This is a genomic window from Akkermansiaceae bacterium (assembly GCA_017798145.1).
GTDB lineage: Bacteria > Verrucomicrobiota > Verrucomicrobiia > Verrucomicrobiales > Akkermansiaceae > Luteolibacter.
Genome location: CP059069.1, coordinates 3,959,700 through 3,975,008, shown reverse-complemented (window position 1 = coordinate 3,975,008; position 15,309 = coordinate 3,959,700). Strand labels below are relative to the sequence as shown.

Genomic DNA, 15,309 nt, shown 5'->3' with positions numbered 1-15,309 from the left:
GTCTTCAGTCCTGTGTTGCGGCGGCTTCCTGGGTCGCCTCTTCTCCGGCGGTTTCCCCGGGCTCGGCGCTTGCCGTTGCTTCCGTTTCGCCGCCGGCGATGGCGCGGGCGCAGCTGAGGATGGACTCGGCCTGGGCCTCGTCGATCTCAAGTGCATCGGTCAGGAATTCCGCAGGCATATCGACGATCATCTCGGCGCTGACGCCGCCGATGAGGGTGAGTTTTTCCGCAAGCTCGTCGCTGATGCCGAGCTGCTCGCCGAGGGAGTGGGCGACGCCGCCGATCTTGTCGCGGAACTGCTCCTCCTTGGTCTCATCGCGGCGGACCTGCACATCCCAGCCCATGAGGCGTGAGGAAAGGCGGGCGTTCTGCCCCTTGCGTCCGATGGCCTTGGAAAGGTCATCCTCGCTGACGGTGACGAGTACGACCTTCTCTTCCTTGTTGACCGTGATGGTGATGAGCTCGGCGGGCTTGAGCGCCTCGCGCACCAGTTCGGCCGGATCCTCGCTCCAGCGGATGATATCGACTTTCTCGTTGTTGAGCTCGCGGACGATGTTTTTGACCCGTGCGCCGCGCATGCCGACGCAGGCTCCGACGGGATCGACCTTCGGATCGTTGCTCCAGACGGCGACCTTGGTGCGGAAGCCGGCCTCGCGGGCGATGGCGCGGATATCGACGGTGTGGTCCGAAATCTCGTTCACCTCCGCCTCGAAGAGGCGGCGGACGAAGTTCGGGTGGCTGCGCGAAAGGATGATTTCCGGGCCACGACCCTCGTTCTCCACGGCCAGCACGTAGCAGCGGATGCGGTCGCCGATGTTGTAGTCCTCGCCCTGGACGCGCTCCTTGTTGGGCATGATGCCCTCGAATTTCCCGAGGTCGATCATCACATCGTTGCGCTCGAAGCGGCGGACGGTGCCGGAGACCACATCCCCCGCCCTGTCCTTGAACTCCTCATAGATCATTTCTTTCTCCGCCTGGCGGAGGCGCTGCATCATCGTCTGCTTCGCGGTCTGCACGGCGATGCGCCCGAAGTCCTTCGGGGTCACGTTGAACTCAAGCGTGCCGCCGATTTCCGCCGCCGGATCCTTTTTCTGTGCGAGGCTCACGGGCACCTCGTTAAACTTGTCCTGGTGGTCGTCATCCGCCACCACCGTGAGCGATGCGAAGATCTTGGTGGTGCCTTTCTTGGTATCCACATCCGCACGCAGGGTCTCGATCGCATCGGCGCCGGGAACCATTTTCCGATAGGCGGAAACGAAGGAAAATTCGAGCGCGGCAATGATCTTATCGCGATCAATGCCTTTTTCTTTCTCGTAGTATTCGATGAGTGCGACGATGTCGTTGGTCATGGTTGGCGGGCTGTGTTCCGGGAATGGGCTGGCGGTGGTTCTGACCGGTTTCGCGGGTTTTTCCGGATGGATGAGTGTTCTTGAGACGCAAAAGAGTGGGTTGTGACCCACTCTCCGTTTGATAGAGTATGTTCGTTGGGGCGGTGATACCCCGGAAAAAATGTCCTTGCAAGCCGAAAGTCCGGACTGGATGAGCCTCCGCAGATATGCCAAGGTCGCTGCGCCATGGATGAATATGACCGCCGTGAGTTCCTCAGCCTCAGCTTGCCAGGCTTCCTCGGTGTGCTCACCGCCCTGCCCTCGCTGTGCGCCCTCGCCACCCGAGCGAATGCCGCCGGGGGGCGCTTGCCGGAGGATGGGGCGATGCATTGGGAGGCATTTCTGGAGGCTGTCAGCAAGGAGGCCGACAAGCAGCACCTCGATTCATGGGATCAGGACGGCTATGTGAAATCCATCGCCAGCCTAGCCTCTCGGCTGCATTTGGAAGATCCGGCGCTCACCATGGCGATGGAACAGATCTCGCTGCGGCTGAAGCACGGCAAAGTGGATTTCAAATACCTGGAGGAGCGGGTTGATTTCTCGCTCTGTCTCGTTCAGTTCGACGAGGGGGAAATCATTCGTCCCCACGATCATCCCGGGATGACAGGCATGATCCTGTGCGCGGCCGGCGAGATCGAGACCACGAACTATGATCCCGCCGAGCCGGGGGGCATTGAGATTTCCGAAGGTCACCAGCTCCTGAGACGTGTCGGTCAGGGAGTCCTGCGCAAGAATGATATTTCCACGCTCACCGCCAAAGCCCGCAACATCCACACCCTGCAAGCGCGGAAGGTCACCCAGCTCGTGGATATCTTCACCCCGCCCTACGACAAGGAGCGCATCGAGCGGAGCAACTGGTTCGATATCTCCCCGGAAGCGATCACCGGTCACGCGGATCTCTACGAGGCGAAACCCAGCTGAGGCTTGCGCTATCCTGCGGTTAGGAAATTCCGGATAAGGGCAAGGCCGGCATCCTGGCTTTTCTCCGGGTGGAACTGGCAGGCAAGGACATCCCCCTTTTCCACGCTGGCGGCAAATCTTTCCCCGGCGTAATCGCAGACGGAGGGCGACCACGAAGAATCTTCCGGCACCGGGAAGTAGGAGTGGACGAAGTAAAAATAGGGCTCGCCGCCAAGGCCTTTCCAGAATCGGGAGGCTCCTGCCTGCGGGATGGCGGAGTTCCAGCCCATCTGCGGGATTTTTTTTCCGGGGGCATCTGAAAAGCGGATGCAGCGGCCCTTGACGATACCCAAGCCGTCGATTCCTGGCGCCTCGTCGCTGCCCTCGAAGAGGATCTGGTAGCCGACACAGATGCCGAAGTAGGGCTTGCCTGCGGAAATCCATTCCCGCAGGGGTGAGATCAGGTCGCGCCTGCCGAGCTGCGCCATCACATCGCCAAACTCGCCCTGGCCGGGGAGTATGAGGTGCGTGATGCGATCCAGGCCCTCCGGGGAGGAGAGGACGGCGGGTTGGTGACCCAGCGCGAGGATGGCGTTGTGGACGCTGCGGAGATTCCCCCCGCCGTAATCTAGCAGGCCTATCCTCACAGCGCTTCCTTGGTGCTAGGGATCCCTTTGACTCGCGCATCCTTCTCGCAGGCCTCGCGGAGCGCCCGCGCCAAGCCCTTGAAGACGGCCTCGGCGATGTGGTGGCCGTCGCGCCCGTACAGCAGTTCCACGTGGATGTTGGCTCGGAGGTTGCAGGCAAGGGCGCGGCAGAATTCCTCGACGAGCGTGAAGGGCATGTTCGGCGCGGAGGGCGTGCCGGCCGGAGCCCGGAACTCGAGGTGGGGGCGGTTGCTGAGATCAACGACGACGCGGACAAGGGTTTCGTCCATGGGCAGATAGGCGGAGCCGTAGCGGCGTATCCCCTCTTTGGTGCCGAGCGCCTCGCGCATGGCCTCGCCGATGACGATGCCGGTGTCCTCGATGGTGTGGTGGTGGTCCACCTCGATATCGCCCTGGACGCGCGCCGTTAGATCGAAGAGGCCGTGCTTCGAGAATAGCGTGAGCATGTGGTCGAAGAACGGGATGCCCGTATCGACTTCCGAGACGCCGCTGCCGTCGAGGCGGATCTCAAGCTCTATATCCGTCTCCGCCGTCCGGCGGCTGCGCTTCGCATTCCTTGGTTCCATATCGCTGTCGGTTCTTGGGATCAGTTTTGCGGGAGATCCGCGCGGACCCGGAGCTTTTCGAGGTAGTATTCCGAGAGGCGGTTCTGCTTGGCATCGTCTAGGATCTTTTTCTTCTCCTCATCCGAGGCATCGGCAAGCGCCGCCCATGCGGTGCGGTATGCCAGGGCGTGCGGCATCTCCAGAGCCACGGCTGCTGGCCGGCCTTCCAGCCTCGCCGTCTCGGCAACCACCTGGCGCAGGGCCTCGTCCATGGATTCCTTGTGGAAGGAATCGGGGGTGACCCATTTCTGACCGGAAGACTTCTCCTCCTGGTAATTCGCCTGTACTTTCTCCATCTGCTCCTTGAGTGCGCGTTCTGTCTTGGCACGGTCTTCGTTGGCCATCACGGCCAGGCCGGCCTGCCGCTTCTCGGTGCGCGATTCCAGGGACGCAAGGTTTTCCTGCAGGCTGTTGCGATAGGCCTGGAGAACCTGGAGCATGAGTGTGGCTATGCCCTGGTAGCTTGGCGGCTCCCCGTATCTCTCGCCAAATTCGGTGAACTTGCGCAGCGCTCCGAGCAGGTCGCGGCGCGCGACATCATCCTTGATCCGTCTCTCCGCGATTTTCACGTCGTATTCGTATGCGTTCGCCTCGTAAGCTTCCACGGTCACCATTTCCTCCCCGAACTTGATGCCACCTGCGGCGACAATGGCGTACTCGGCGGCCAGGGCTTCGAGCATTTCCGCTGCGGCCGCGGCCTTCGCGCTATCCGGGTAATCCTTTATGAATCCCTCGATTTTTTTCATCCGAGCCTCGTATCCCTCCTTGCCGAGAAGCTCCGGGGCTGGTGACAGTCCCTCGATTTCCCGGAAAGCCTTGTCGTCGGCCTTCTCCTTCTCGATGCGGCTGACATCGGCCTTGGGGAAAACCTTTTCATCGCGGATCGTGCCCACCTTGATCTCCACGGTGTAGCTCTCGGCATCCTCGCGGATCACATTTCCCCGGACGCTCTCCCCGTTTTTGAGGATGATGGTGTCCGCCGGGGATGGCTGGGTGGAAAGGAAGAGGCAGGCGGCTGCTGCCAGCATGGGTTTGCGGGTGTTCATGGCAAGGGTCTGTTTACTTGTTGTTAGATACGGATACATTGGGGCTTATGGCAAAGATCGCACGGATATCGGCGGCGTTGGCCGCTTGGCGGACTTCCTTTCCCGGCCCGAGGATGAGAGCACCCTTGGGATCCGGAACCTCGCCTTCGCGGGCGGATGAGCGGCGGTTCATGCCCTTGAGGGGGCTTCTTGCGATGGCAATCCTCATTTCCTCCGTTGCGCCCGCTGAATGGATGCAGGTGATGCCATGATGCTTCATGATGGCCGCCTGGATGAGATCCGTATGCAGGATGGGGCTGTCGAGCGAGTCCATGGGGAGGCCTGCGACAAGCTCCGCGAAGGCTGGTACGAAAGGGATGCCGAGAGCTTCCAGGCGGCTTTCCGCCATCGCGAAAAGGCCGATGCTGGATTCGTCGAAGAGCATGGCGAGATCCGCGATGGGCAGGCGCGAGAGATCCGCATAGGCAGGGCATTCGACCGGTGCGCCATCCTTCATGAAAAGCTCGGAAGCCGTGCTGGAAAGATCGCCCGCCCAGATGTTCCATGACTCATCCAAGGAGACGGCGGCAACATCGAGAGCTGCCTGGATGGCAAGACCATAGATGAAGGCGCGGGCGGCCACGATGCTCTCCGGCGCATCGCTCTCGTAGGACTTCAGGCGCGGGCCGTCCGCGAAGGCCACCCTGGACTTCGCAAGGGTGGATACGGCGAGATCACGGAACTCCACCTTGCCGGTGATGCGATATGCCGAGGCGTATGCGCTGACGGCGCGGAAGCTTGCCGACGCGCTGGCCCCCTGGCTATCCGGGGATGGGCTCAGGCGGCTGTTGCGAACCTTGAGGAGCTTTTCACGGGCACGGGCGAGAGCTTCGCGCGTGGCTGCGGGATCGGCGCCGAGTTCCGCCGCGACCTCGGCATCTGTTTTCGCGGCGGAAATGCTGTTTGCCCTGAAAAACTGCCTGAGGGGATCCACCTCCGAGGGCAGGTTCCCGGGCGCTTCCATGCCGGAGGCAATGATCCAAGCGGCAAGCTCCGATTCGCTGAGCGCGCCCTGTACATCCTCAAGGCGCCAGAGCCAATTCTCGGCCGCACCTATTTCCCCCCCGCCGATGCGGAAAAGCCCCTCCCGCGTGCGGTAGGTTTTTTCCATGAATGCGAGGCATCCAAGGGCACGTTCCAGCGCCAGATCATTGCCCGTCACCTCATAGCCGTCGAGGAGAGAAATGACGACCCGTGCCTGGGCTGTGCAATCCCTGTGGAAACCGGGCAACGACCATGTGGATCCGCGCCGGGCGTTGAAAACGCCGCCGTCGAGAGGGTCGAACATCGCGCTGGAGAGCAGGTCATCGAGGAGGCAAGACAGCGTCATCCTGCTTTTTTCCCGCAAGTCGGCGGGCACAGCCTCCATGCGCGCTCCCATGGCGAGCAGGTCGATGGCACCGCAGGGAAAAAGCCCGCCGGCCTCGTCGAAGGTTCGAGAGACCGGATCATAGAGCGAGGTGAGCTGCCGCAGGGCACGGAGCGAATCTTGTGCGGGCTGCTTGCTGAGTTCCCGCTCCGCCACCCTTTTCATCATCCTTTCCGAGCGGTTTTTCTGATCCATCCGGCTGTTATCCGCCACGTACCGGGGATCCTCGATCCACATGTTGCCGACCATGCCGTGCGATTGGGTGAATAGATCCACCGCAGAGGCGGACTCATCGGAAGGAAGCGGTATCCATGCGACGGGATTGGATTCCGGGGTCATCCAGACCATGAGCGGCAGTTGCAGGCCGCTCCCGATCTCGGAGCAAAGCCCGGCGGTGAGAATGCCCAGTTCGCGCACCGCATCGCCATCAACCAGGACGGGGACGTATGTGCTGTTGATCGCCTGCACCGTAGCGGGATCCGAGCCCAGCTGGCCGAGCACACCGGCATAGGAAGGCTGCTGCGGGATCGCGATCACAACCAGCATGAGCCTCCCGGCATCGCGCGCCATTTTCTTGCTGTCCTCCGTCCACGGCTGCCAGTGGATGGGGGATTTTTCCGCAGCAGGGTAAACCATGCCCGGCAGGCCCGCGAGATTGTTCCTGCCTGCAAGCGACGAGATGCGTGATTGGGGGAGATCGGGAGGCATCTCCGCTTCCACCGCCCTATCGCGGCAAGAGCCAAGCGACAGGAACCCTGCGGCAGCAATTCCTGCCGGGATGAGTCGCTTTGGGTTGGCCGGATTCACGTTGCTTCCGCAGAGCATCCACAAAACCCGCGGACTTGCCAAGAGAAGAAGAAAAGACTTCCGCTGCGACCGCCCGCCGCTAACCTCTCCCCACAAGGATTCTCCGTTCCCCGCGTGATCAGCATCGCCATCTCCAGCCAAAAGGGCGGTGTGGGTAAAACCACACTTTCCATCAACCTCGCCCACGCCTTTGCGCGCGCCGGGCTCAACACCCTGCTCGTGGATGCGGATCCACAGGGTTCCGTCGGCCTGTCCCTCACCAGGCAGTCGCGGCTGCTCCCGGGATTCTACGATTTCCTCGCGGATCCTGGCATCCCGATGGAGCGCCTCGTCGTCCCGACGCGGCTCGAAACCTTATCCCTCGTTGCCGCCGGCCAGGCCAGCGATTACGAGGCGGGCAACGGCTCATCCGGCTCCCACCTCGCCCGCGTGAAGGCTTTTCTCAGGAACGCCGCCGCCCGCCGCCACGACATTTGCCTGATCGACACCGCGGCCGGCCTCTTCGGCGTGACCAACGACATCATCGCATCGGCGGACGCCCTCATCATCCCACAGCAGGCGGAGCCGCTTGGCATCCGCTCCGTGCCGAAGCTCCTGGAAGGGCTCAACCGGCTCCGCATCATCAACCCGCGCCTCAACGTCCTCGGCGTCTGCCTCACGATGATCCAGCAGGGGCTGGCCGAGAGCACCGAGTCCGCCACCGCCCTGCGCCAGCTTCTCCCCGAGGAAATGCTTTTCCAGACCACCATCCCTCGCGACGAGATCTACATCCGCGCCAGTGCAAAAGGCCTGCCCGTCGGTGTCCTCGAGGATGGGGCGGGAGCGGAAACGGTCTTCGATTCCCTGCGCGCGGAAGTGCAGGCGAAACTCTCCAAATCCCGCCACCACCATAATTTCCAGCCCCACTGATGGATCCCGTCAACCCATGGCTTGACCCCTCGGAGGTGCGGCACCTCGCCGAGCAGTTGCTCCGGCCCGTCGCACCCGCTCGCCTATCGGCGGCGGATCCAGGCTTCGATTCCTCCTTCGTCGGGTTCATGACATCCGATGCGCAGCCGGCCGCCCCACCGCAACCGGAAGCCCCGGCACCAGCTCCCCTCGTCGGGAAAATCGTCGGGCCAACCGCCGCTCCGGCGCAATCCCCAGAGCCGCCTCCCGCCGCCCCATCCCGCACACGCTTCCTGGAGCGAATCCAGATCTTCCGCGATTGGCTGGCGAAGCATTTCCGTGCCACCGACATTTTCATCCTCGACCGGGAAGGGAAGGTCATCTTCGACGAAAGCGGCCACGGCCGGCTCCATTTCATGGCGCGGAACCTTGCCCTCGCGTCCCGCGGCTCCGGCAACATCCACGTGAAGATCGGCCCCGCATCCATCCTTGAGGTCGTCCCCTGTGAAACCCCCTACGGGCGCATCGTGCTCGGAGCCATCGTCCCGGAGTCCCTCCCCGCCAACCACGTCCAGACCATCACCGAAGTCCTCATCCAAACGGCCTCCCCCGCGTGAGCCTCGAAATTTCAGCCGAAGGCAACCACGACCGCCTCGATGCCTACCTAGCCGCCCGGCTCGCGGAGCTCTCCCGCTCCCGCATCCAGGCGCTGATCCGCGAGCAATACATCCTCGCCAACGGAAAGCCGGCCAAGCCGCGCGACCCAGTCAGGGACGGAGATACTATATCCATAGTGATTCCCGAGGCCACGCCGGACATCGCAGCGCCGCAGGACATCCCGCTCGACATCCTTTTTGAGGACGAGCACATCATCGTGCTCCACAAGGCTCACGGCATCGTCGTCCACCCCGCCCCGGGCAACCCCGACGGCACGCTTGTCAACGCCCTGCTCCACCATTGCAAGGGCAAGCTCTCCGGCATCGGCGGGGTCGAGCGTCCCGGCATCGTCCACCGCCTCGACAAGGACACATCGGGCTGCCTCGTCGTCGCCAAGACCGACATCGCCCACCAGTCGCTCACCACCCAGTTTTCCGAGCGCACGACGATGGAGAAGCTCTACCTCGCCGTCACCCATGGCATCCCCGCGAAGGCCAAGGACACGATCTTCACCCACATCGGCCGCCACCCGGTGAACCGCCAGAAAATGGCCGTCATCACGCCGCCGGCCGGCAAGACCGCGATCACCGATTACGAAACCCTCGCCACCGATCTTGCGACGAAGACAGCCCTATTGCTCTGCCACCTCCACACCGGCCGCACCCACCAGATCCGCGTCCACCTCCACCACATCGGCACCCCCATCCTCGGCGATACCATCTACGGGAAAAAGCACGAGCTCCCCACCCCGCGATTGATGCTCCACGCCTGGCAGCTCTCCTTCGAGCATCCCGTTTCCGGAAAGAAGCTCCACTTCACCGCCCCTCCCCCGGAGGATTTCAGGCCATGGCTGGAGATGACCGGTGGCTGATTGCGCGGAAATGGCCGAGGGGACATCCAAGGCCGCCCGATCCATCGGTTCACAGTGCGGACTTCAGCTCCTCGAGCATCGCCTCGAGGCGGGTGGCCGCATCGGGGCCGATGTGCGTGGCCTGGAGGCGCTCGGCCCAGAGGGGGAAGGCAAAGGGGGTGAGCTTTTCGGTTTCGCGGAGATCGAGGGCTTGGGAGCGGATCTTGTCCAGGCATGACCTGAGGCGGGTGAGCTCGAGCTGCTTTTCGAGGATCTCCCGCTCGGACTGGGCGAGAAGGAGATTTTCCGGATCGTAGCGCTGGAGGACTTCGTAGAGGAGCGTGGCGGAGGATTGCAGCTCGCGCTGTGAGGCAGCCTGGCGTCCGGGCATGGGTTGGAGGATCAGGCCGGAGACCCGCGCGATCTCGCGGAACTGGCGGCGGGCGAGCTCGGCGGTGTTCATGCACTCCAGCAGATCCGCAAGGAGGTTTTCCGGGGCGAGGAGCTGGCGCAGGCTATCCTCGGAAAAAGGGAGACCGCGTCTTGCCGTCAGCGAGAGACCGTAATCGTTCTGGGTGGCGGTGATGGTCTCCGGGTTTTTGCGGGAAATGCGGAAAGCCAGGAGGGCGGCGAGGCCTTCGTGGGCGAGGCGGCCTGCAAAGGGATAGAGGAAGAGGTGCTCGCCCTCGCGGGAGCGGGTGTGCTCAATGAGGAGGAAGGAATCCGAGGGCAGGCGGGACCACTTTCGCTGAACGGACAATATGGGTGAAACGGCTTGCAGCTCTGGCGAGCCGTGCCGGGTGACCAGTGATCGGTCATCAGCGGAAGACTTGGATTCCCGGACGGAGGGATTCCGCCCCTCCTTGTGGATGAGATCGGAAAAGGCATGGGCGAGCTCGGTGGAGAGAGGCATCTTGGCGCCCCCCCAGATGGCGACCTTGCCTTTGGCGGTTTTCGTGGCGGGCTTCACGGTGGCGGTTTTCTGCCGGATGCGGACGAGGCTGAGATGGCGGCCGGAAAAGATGAAGGTGGAGCCGGGCTTGAGCTTCGAGATGAAGCCTTCCTCGACGCTCCCCAGGCTGTGGCCGTTGGCGAATTTCAGCGAGATGTGCGAGTCCGAGGTGATGGTGCCGATGGAGAGGCGGTGGCGGGTGACCAGATGCTTGTCGGTCACGGCGTAGCGGCCTTCCGGGTCGATACAGGCTTTCTGGTATTGCGGGTAGGCGGCAAGGGCTTTCCCGCCCCGGGTGATGTAGATGAGCGCCCATTGCCACTCGGCTTCCGTCAGATCCCTGTAGGCGTGGGCGGAGCGGATTTCGGCGAGCATTTCACAGGGGAGGAAAGGCTCGCCGATCGCGCAGGTTACGAGGTGCTGGACGAGTACGTCCAATGGCTTGGGCAGCGGTTGGCGCGACTCGATGGCCTTGTCCTGTGCGGCCTTGCGGGCTGCGGCGAATTCGATGAGTTCCAGCGCGTTGGTGGGGACACCGAGGATTTTCGAGGGCGCTCCCGGTTGGTGGCCGGAGCGGCCTGCGCGCTGGAGCAGGCGCGCGACACCTTTCGGGGAGCCGATCTGGATGACCTGGTCAACGGGTGAGAAGTCCACCCCGAGATCCAGGGATGAGGTGGCCACGACACATTTCAGGGAGCCATCGCGCAGGCCGCGCTCCGCGATGTCGCGCTCGGCGCGGTCGAGCGAGCCGTGGTGCATGGCGATGAGGTTTTTCCACGCAGGGCGGAGTTGCAGGATTTCCTGGAACCAGATTTCCGTCTGGGAGCGGGTGTTGGTGAAGAGCAGGGTGGATTTCGCGGTCTCGATGCGGCGGATGACCTGCGGGGCCAGGGAGGTGCCGATGTGGCCGGACCAAGGGAAGTTGTCGATCTCCCTTGGGATGAGGGTTTCGATGACGATCTCCTTCCTGAGGGAGGCGGAGATGATGGTCGGGGTGCCGGGCGCCGAGTGATCGGTGCTCAGTGGAAGACTTGGACCAATCGTGGAGGCTGCTTCTTCGAGGTTGCCGATGGTGGCGGAGAGTGACCAGACGCGGAGGGCGGGAAGCCATGTGCGGAGGCGGGCTAGGCAGAGCTCGGTCTGGACACCGCGTTTCGTGCCGAGGAGCTCGTGCCATTCATCGATGATGACACAGCGCAGGTTCCGGAATTTCTCCCGCGTCTCCGGGTGGGTGAGCATGAGAGAGAGCGACTCCGGGGTGGTGACGAGGGTGTGGGGAAGCTTCTTGCGGAGGCGGGCGCGGAGGGCGGGGGGGGTATCGCCGGTGCGGGCTTCGGCGGTGAGTCCGGGATGATAGAATTGCTGGGCCTCACGGAGGGCGCGGAGGGTGTCTGCGGCGAGGGCGCGGAGCGGTGTGACCCAGAGGATGGCGCAAGACTCCGCATCAAGGGAATCAGCGAGCGGGGCGAGATAGACAGCCATGGTTTTCCCCTGCCCGGTGGGGGCATGGAGCAGGCCGGATTCACCCTTGCGGTAGGCGGCCCAGGCTTGTTTCTGGAACGGGAAGGGCTTGAAACCCTTGGATTCCAGGAAGGCGGCGGGGGTGGGCATTGCGCTCAGTCGGCGAGGGAGCGGATGAATGTGGAGAAGAACGCCCGGCCTTCCTCGTAGGCGGCGATCTCGATATACTCATCCTTGGTGTGTGCCTGGGCGATGGATCCGGGGCCGATGCAGATCGCGGGCAGGCCGGCGGCGGAGAGGTGGGCGGCATCCGAGAACCACGGCGCTCCGACAAGCCGGGTGCCGACATGGGTGGAGAGGAGTTTCCTGATGTACGGATCTTGCGGATCGGTCTCCATGGGCGGGTTTTCATGGGCGTAGGAAATTTCCAGAGGCAGGCGGAGCTGGGCGATGGCTTCGCGGAGAAGCTGGAGGGCTCCGCCGGAAGAGTGAAGCTCGGGTGTCAGGCGGATGTCGATTTGTGCCGTCGCGCAGTCCGGGACGATGTTCGGGGCGGTGCCGCCGTTGACTGTGCCGATATTGATGGTCGAGGGGCCGAGGATGGGATTGGCGTATGCGGCTAGCGCCGGGGAGAGATATTCCTGGAGATCGAGGAGGGAGCGGGAGAGCTTGAGGATGGCGTTGTCGCCGAGATGCGGCTGGGAGGAATGGGCGGGGACGCCGGTGGCTGTCAGGGTGGCCCAAAGGGAACCCTTGGTGATGTGAACGATGTCCATCGATGTCGGCTCGCCGACGATGGCGAACCGGTAGTGCTTCGCATGGTGCCGGGCGAAGTGTTTGGAGCCGTGCTGTGAGGCCTCCTCGCCCATGAAGGCGACGAAATCGACTGCGACGGGGAGATCGGCCAGAATGCGCTTGTTTTCCAGCAGGGCTTCGACCATCGCAGCCATGGGGCCTTTCGTATCGGATGCGCCGCGTCCCCAGATTTTTCCGTCGCGGATCTCGCCGGAGAAGGGGTCTATGATCATGCCCGTGACGCTGACGGTATCGAGGTGTGGGCCGAGGAGGATGCGGGGGCGGCCATCGAGCGGGGCGAAGCGGGCGATGAGGTTCGGGCGGCTCGGCTGGATTTCCTCAAGGGTGACCTCGGCACCTGCTTCGGTGAGGTGGCTTGCAAGGAAGTCGGCCATCGCCTTTTCTCCGCTCAGGCCGGGCCTGGTCGGGGTGGCGTGGTCGGGGTTGACGGAAGGGATGCGGATGAGCTGCTGGAGAAACATGGGGTGACCCTAAGCTCCAAACCCCAAAATTCAAACCTGAAGGGATAGGGAGGCGGAAGGGCTGGCCCTCTCACCACACAACCGTCCATGGAAATCCAGAAGTCCGGTCCGGCTTGTGAGATGCGGCGGGACGGGGCCCGGGCGGAGGAGAGGGAAATTCGCGCCCCGCTTCCGATGTCGGCCGATCAATCCGGCTCGGGCCGGTTCCGGTTGCTCTCGGCGAGGCGTTTTTCAAGCATCTCGATCTGCTTCTGCTGCCTTTCGATTTGCTGGTTCATGCGGCGCATCTGGTTGCCCATTTCCTCCATCTGGCGGTTATGGCGCTGCATGGCGTCCACACCCGGGCGGAGCATTTGTCCGCGCTCCACGCCGCCGGATGGTTTGTCGTCCTTTTTCTCCTGCTCCGGTTTCGGGCCATCGGGATCGATGCTGACCTCGCGCCGCTTTCCTTCATGGATGATGGCAAGCTTGAGCGGTTTCCCGGACTTCCCTGCGGCTTGCACCGCATCCCTGAGGTCTCCGATGCCCGCAATCTTGCGGTCGCCTGCGGAGAGAAGGATGTCGTTGGGCACGATACCCGCTGCGGCGGCGGGCTTGCCGGGAACCGTCCGGGTAACCATCACCCCAACGTCCTTGGGCAGATCAAGATGGGTGCGGAGCAAATCGTCCACCGGCTCAACCATCAGGCCGATCATCCATGGTTGTTCATTCGGGGCTTTCGTGGGCGCCTCGCCCCTTGGTTTGGCATCCCCGGGAACATCGCCCGCAGGGCGACGCAACGATTTCATCAGCTCGCGGCGCATTTCCGGGCTCATGTCGATGTCTGCCTGCTTGAGGCGCTCTTCGATCCGCTTCCGCATGTCTTCCACCCTCAGCCCATCGCTTTCGGCAAATTCGATCACCCGGATTTCGGGTTTGGATTTCTCCTGAGCCACTGCAGGGAGGAGAGTGAAGGCAGCGATGATCGCGCCGAGGAATGAGAGGACTGATTGGGTTTTCATGGCCGTGTAGGGATAGCGCCGCTGCGGGGCTTGTTTTGTCTTTCCTAGTTGCGGGGCTAGGGCCGGAAAAGCGATGAGCCGGAGGTCACGCAGTGGCCGCAACCTTGTCGATGACCGCATTGGTTCGCGCAGCCGTGACACCTGTGCTCAGTGCCGGGGCTCCGGTGCGGAGGCTAGAGACAATGTTCGCGATCAATCCGGACTGGATGTGTTCTGGCTGAGGGTAGACGAGGGTCTGGGTCTCCCCGATCTCCGTCTCGATGCGCAACTCCATCGGGCCGAAAACGGATCCGCTGACACGGGCATGTGCGAACTCCAGCTCGAACCTGTCCACGTCCTCGCGGCTGATGAAGCTCCAGTCCCCGACGAAGGAAACCCCGCTTCCTGAAACGGCTGTCATGGCGACGGCTTCCTCCACGGGCGAGGCTTCTGATTGTTTCGATGCCTGTCCTTGGACGAATCCGAGCGGGCCGAGCCACCAATCGAAAAGATCCAGCGCATGGCTCCCCAGATCCCAGAACAAGCCTCCGCCCGATATCTCCGGCTGGTAACGCCAGCCTTCCGGCGTTCCATTCGCCTGGTGGCCGCTGTAAAATTGGTAGCGAACGCCGAGCAAGGGGCCATGGCGGCCATCATCAATCATCGCCTTCACTTGCGTGAAATGGGGCAGGCCGCGACGGTAGTAGGCGACGAAAAGCGGGAGCCCCGCCGCTGCGAAGGCATCGACCATCTTCTGGCACTCGGCGGCGTTCCGCGCCATCGGCTTCTCGACATAGCATGGCTTTCCCGCAGCAGCCACTTCCAGCGCGAGCTCGCAGTGCGATCCCGGCGGCGTCGCAATGTAGACCGCATTCACCCCGGGATCGTTGATCAGGGTTCCCGCCGTATCATGCCAGCGCCCCACCCCGTGGCGCTCCGCGTAGTCCGCCGCCTTCGCACCGTCCCGCCGCATCACTGCGACAAGCGAACTGCCCGGCACCTTCCCGAAGGCCGGACCGCTCTTGGCCTCCGTCACGTTCCCGCAGCCCAGAATCCCCCAGCGCAACTGTTCCATCCGCATGCGCATGGATAGCCGGATAACCCACCTGGTTGAAAGATCAAAGGCCAGGGGTGAACAGGTGCCCCCACTGCAGGGAAAGGCACAGCGGTGCGAATCCGATGGCAGCTGTCCCGTCAGGATGTCGCGCTGATGTGCACGGACGGGGACAGGCGCTTCGCATGGTTCACTCCATCCGTTTCCCACATCCGCTGGGAAAGGCTGCCGGTGATGCGCCGCGTCCAGCGCTGGGCGGACAACATCAGCCGGGGCAAGGAGGACAAGCGGCAGGCATTCACGAAAGCGGAGTTCGCAGAGGGCGGGAAGGTGGGTGCGGTCTGGAATTTCACGTGACGGGGGTTGGAG

At 63.1% G+C, this 15,309-nt stretch carries 14 protein-coding genes; 5 read left to right on the top strand and 9 right to left on the bottom strand.

Going from position 1 to position 15,309, the window contains the following annotated elements; translation table 11 throughout:
• Positions 1-4: 4 nt before the first annotated feature.
• On the bottom strand, positions 5-1,348 hold the full coding sequence (gene nusA / locus HZ994_17045; protein QTN33949.1) for a transcription termination/antitermination protein NusA: 1,344 nt from the start codon (positions 1,346-1,348) through the stop codon (positions 5-7).
• 225 nt (positions 1,349-1,573) lie between these two features.
• On the opposite strand from nusA, the gene HZ994_17040 reads away from it, so the two are divergent.
• Positions 1,574-2,308, top strand: coding sequence for a hypothetical protein (locus tag HZ994_17040; GenBank protein ID QTN33948.1), 735 nt, complete (start codon positions 1,574-1,576; stop codon positions 2,306-2,308).
• 8 nt (positions 2,309-2,316) lie between these two features.
• Here HZ994_17040 and hisH read toward each other — a convergent pair whose 3' ends face one another.
• From hisH to HZ994_17020, 4 genes are read right to left on the bottom strand one after another with little or no spacing between them, the layout of a single operon-like run.
• On the bottom strand, positions 2,317-2,934 hold the full coding sequence (gene hisH / locus HZ994_17035) for an imidazole glycerol phosphate synthase subunit HisH (GenBank protein ID QTN33947.1): 618 nt from the start codon (positions 2,932-2,934) through the stop codon (positions 2,317-2,319).
• Positions 2,931-3,521, bottom strand: coding sequence for an imidazoleglycerol-phosphate dehydratase HisB (hisB, locus tag HZ994_17030; GenBank protein QTN33946.1), 591 nt, complete (start codon positions 3,519-3,521; stop codon positions 2,931-2,933). The genes hisH and hisB overlap by 4 nt, the downstream gene beginning before the upstream one ends.
• Positions 3,522-3,541: 20 nt before the next feature.
• A complete protein-coding gene (locus tag HZ994_17025; GenBank protein ID QTN33945.1) occupies positions 3,542-4,606 on the bottom strand; it encodes a hypothetical protein in 1,065 nt (354 codons plus the stop codon).
• Positions 4,607-4,619: 13 nt separating this feature from the next.
• Positions 4,620-6,821, bottom strand: coding sequence for a DUF255 domain-containing protein (locus HZ994_17020; protein ID QTN33944.1), 2,202 nt, complete (start codon positions 6,819-6,821; stop codon positions 4,620-4,622).
• Between the two features lie 114 nt (positions 6,822-6,935).
• On the opposite strand from HZ994_17020, the gene HZ994_17015 reads away from it, so the two are divergent.
• From HZ994_17015 to HZ994_17005, 3 genes are read left to right on the top strand one after another with little or no spacing between them, the layout of a single operon-like run.
• Positions 6,936-7,730: a ParA family protein gene (locus tag HZ994_17015; GenBank protein QTN33943.1), complete on the top strand. Its 795-nt coding sequence runs from the start codon at positions 6,936-6,938 to the stop codon at positions 7,728-7,730.
• Entirely contained in the window at positions 7,730-8,326 is a 597-nt protein-coding gene (locus HZ994_17010; protein QTN33942.1) for a hypothetical protein, read from the top strand. The genes HZ994_17015 and HZ994_17010 overlap by 1 nt, the downstream gene beginning before the upstream one ends.
• On the top strand, positions 8,323-9,237 hold the full coding sequence (locus HZ994_17005) for an RluA family pseudouridine synthase (GenBank protein QTN33941.1): 915 nt from the start codon (positions 8,323-8,325) through the stop codon (positions 9,235-9,237). Before HZ994_17010 ends, HZ994_17005 begins: the two co-directional genes overlap by 4 nt.
• 49 nt (positions 9,238-9,286) lie before the next feature.
• On the opposite strand, the gene HZ994_17000 is transcribed toward HZ994_17005, so the two are convergent.
• From HZ994_17000 to HZ994_16985, 4 genes are all read right to left on the bottom strand, one after another.
• Entirely contained in the window at positions 9,287-11,779 is a 2,493-nt protein-coding gene (locus tag HZ994_17000; protein ID QTN33940.1) for a ligase-associated DNA damage response DEXH box helicase, read from the bottom strand.
• 5 nt (positions 11,780-11,784) lie between these two features.
• Positions 11,785-12,906 carry a M20 family metallopeptidase gene (locus tag HZ994_16995; protein QTN33939.1) on the bottom strand — a complete coding sequence of 374 codons (1,122 nt, stop codon included), beginning with the start codon at positions 12,904-12,906 and terminating at the stop codon, positions 11,785-11,787.
• 185 nt (positions 12,907-13,091) lie between these two features.
• Complete coding sequence (locus tag HZ994_16990; GenBank protein ID QTN33938.1) at positions 13,092-13,907, bottom strand: PDZ domain-containing protein; 816 nt, start codon at positions 13,905-13,907, stop codon at positions 13,092-13,094.
• An 85-nt stretch (positions 13,908-13,992) separates the two neighbouring features.
• Positions 13,993-14,967: a Gfo/Idh/MocA family oxidoreductase gene (locus HZ994_16985; protein ID QTN33937.1), complete on the bottom strand. Its 975-nt coding sequence runs from the start codon at positions 14,965-14,967 to the stop codon at positions 13,993-13,995.
• Positions 14,968-15,054: 87 nt separating this feature from the next.
• Here HZ994_16985 and HZ994_16980 point away from each other — a divergent pair, with 87 nt between their 5' ends.
• On the top strand, positions 15,055-15,297 hold the full coding sequence (locus HZ994_16980) for a hypothetical protein (GenBank protein ID QTN33936.1): 243 nt from the start codon (positions 15,055-15,057) through the stop codon (positions 15,295-15,297).
• Positions 15,298-15,309: the final 12 nt, after the last annotated feature.

What these genes read in the sequence shown, in the direction of transcription:
- HZ994_17040 (QTN33948.1), top strand. Translation starts at nt 1,574, where the DNA reads ATGGATGAATATGACCGCCGTGAGTTCCTCAGCCTCAGCTTGCCAGGC.
- HZ994_17010 (QTN33942.1), top strand. Translation starts at nt 7,730, where the DNA reads ATGGATCCCGTCAACCCATGGCTTGACCCCTCGGAGGTGCGGCACCTC.
- nusA (QTN33949.1), bottom strand. Translation starts at nt 1,348, where the DNA reads ATGACCAACGACATCGTCGCACTCATCGAATACTACGAGAAAGAAAAA.
- HZ994_17000 (QTN33940.1), bottom strand. Translation starts at nt 11,779, where the DNA reads ATGCCCACCCCCGCCGCCTTCCTGGAATCCAAGGGTTTCAAGCCCTTC.
- hisB (QTN33946.1), bottom strand. Translation starts at nt 3,521, where the DNA reads ATGGAACCAAGGAATGCGAAGCGCAGCCGCCGGACGGCGGAGACGGAT.
- HZ994_16985 (QTN33937.1), bottom strand. Translation starts at nt 14,967, where the DNA reads ATGCGGATGGAACAGTTGCGCTGGGGGATTCTGGGCTGCGGGAACGTG.
- HZ994_16995 (QTN33939.1), bottom strand. Translation starts at nt 12,906, where the DNA reads ATGTTTCTCCAGCAGCTCATCCGCATCCCTTCCGTCAACCCCGACCAC.
- HZ994_16990 (QTN33938.1), bottom strand. Translation starts at nt 13,907, where the DNA reads ATGAAAACCCAATCAGTCCTCTCATTCCTCGGCGCGATCATCGCTGCC.
- HZ994_17025 (QTN33945.1), bottom strand. Translation starts at nt 4,606, where the DNA reads ATGAACACCCGCAAACCCATGCTGGCAGCAGCCGCCTGCCTCTTCCTT.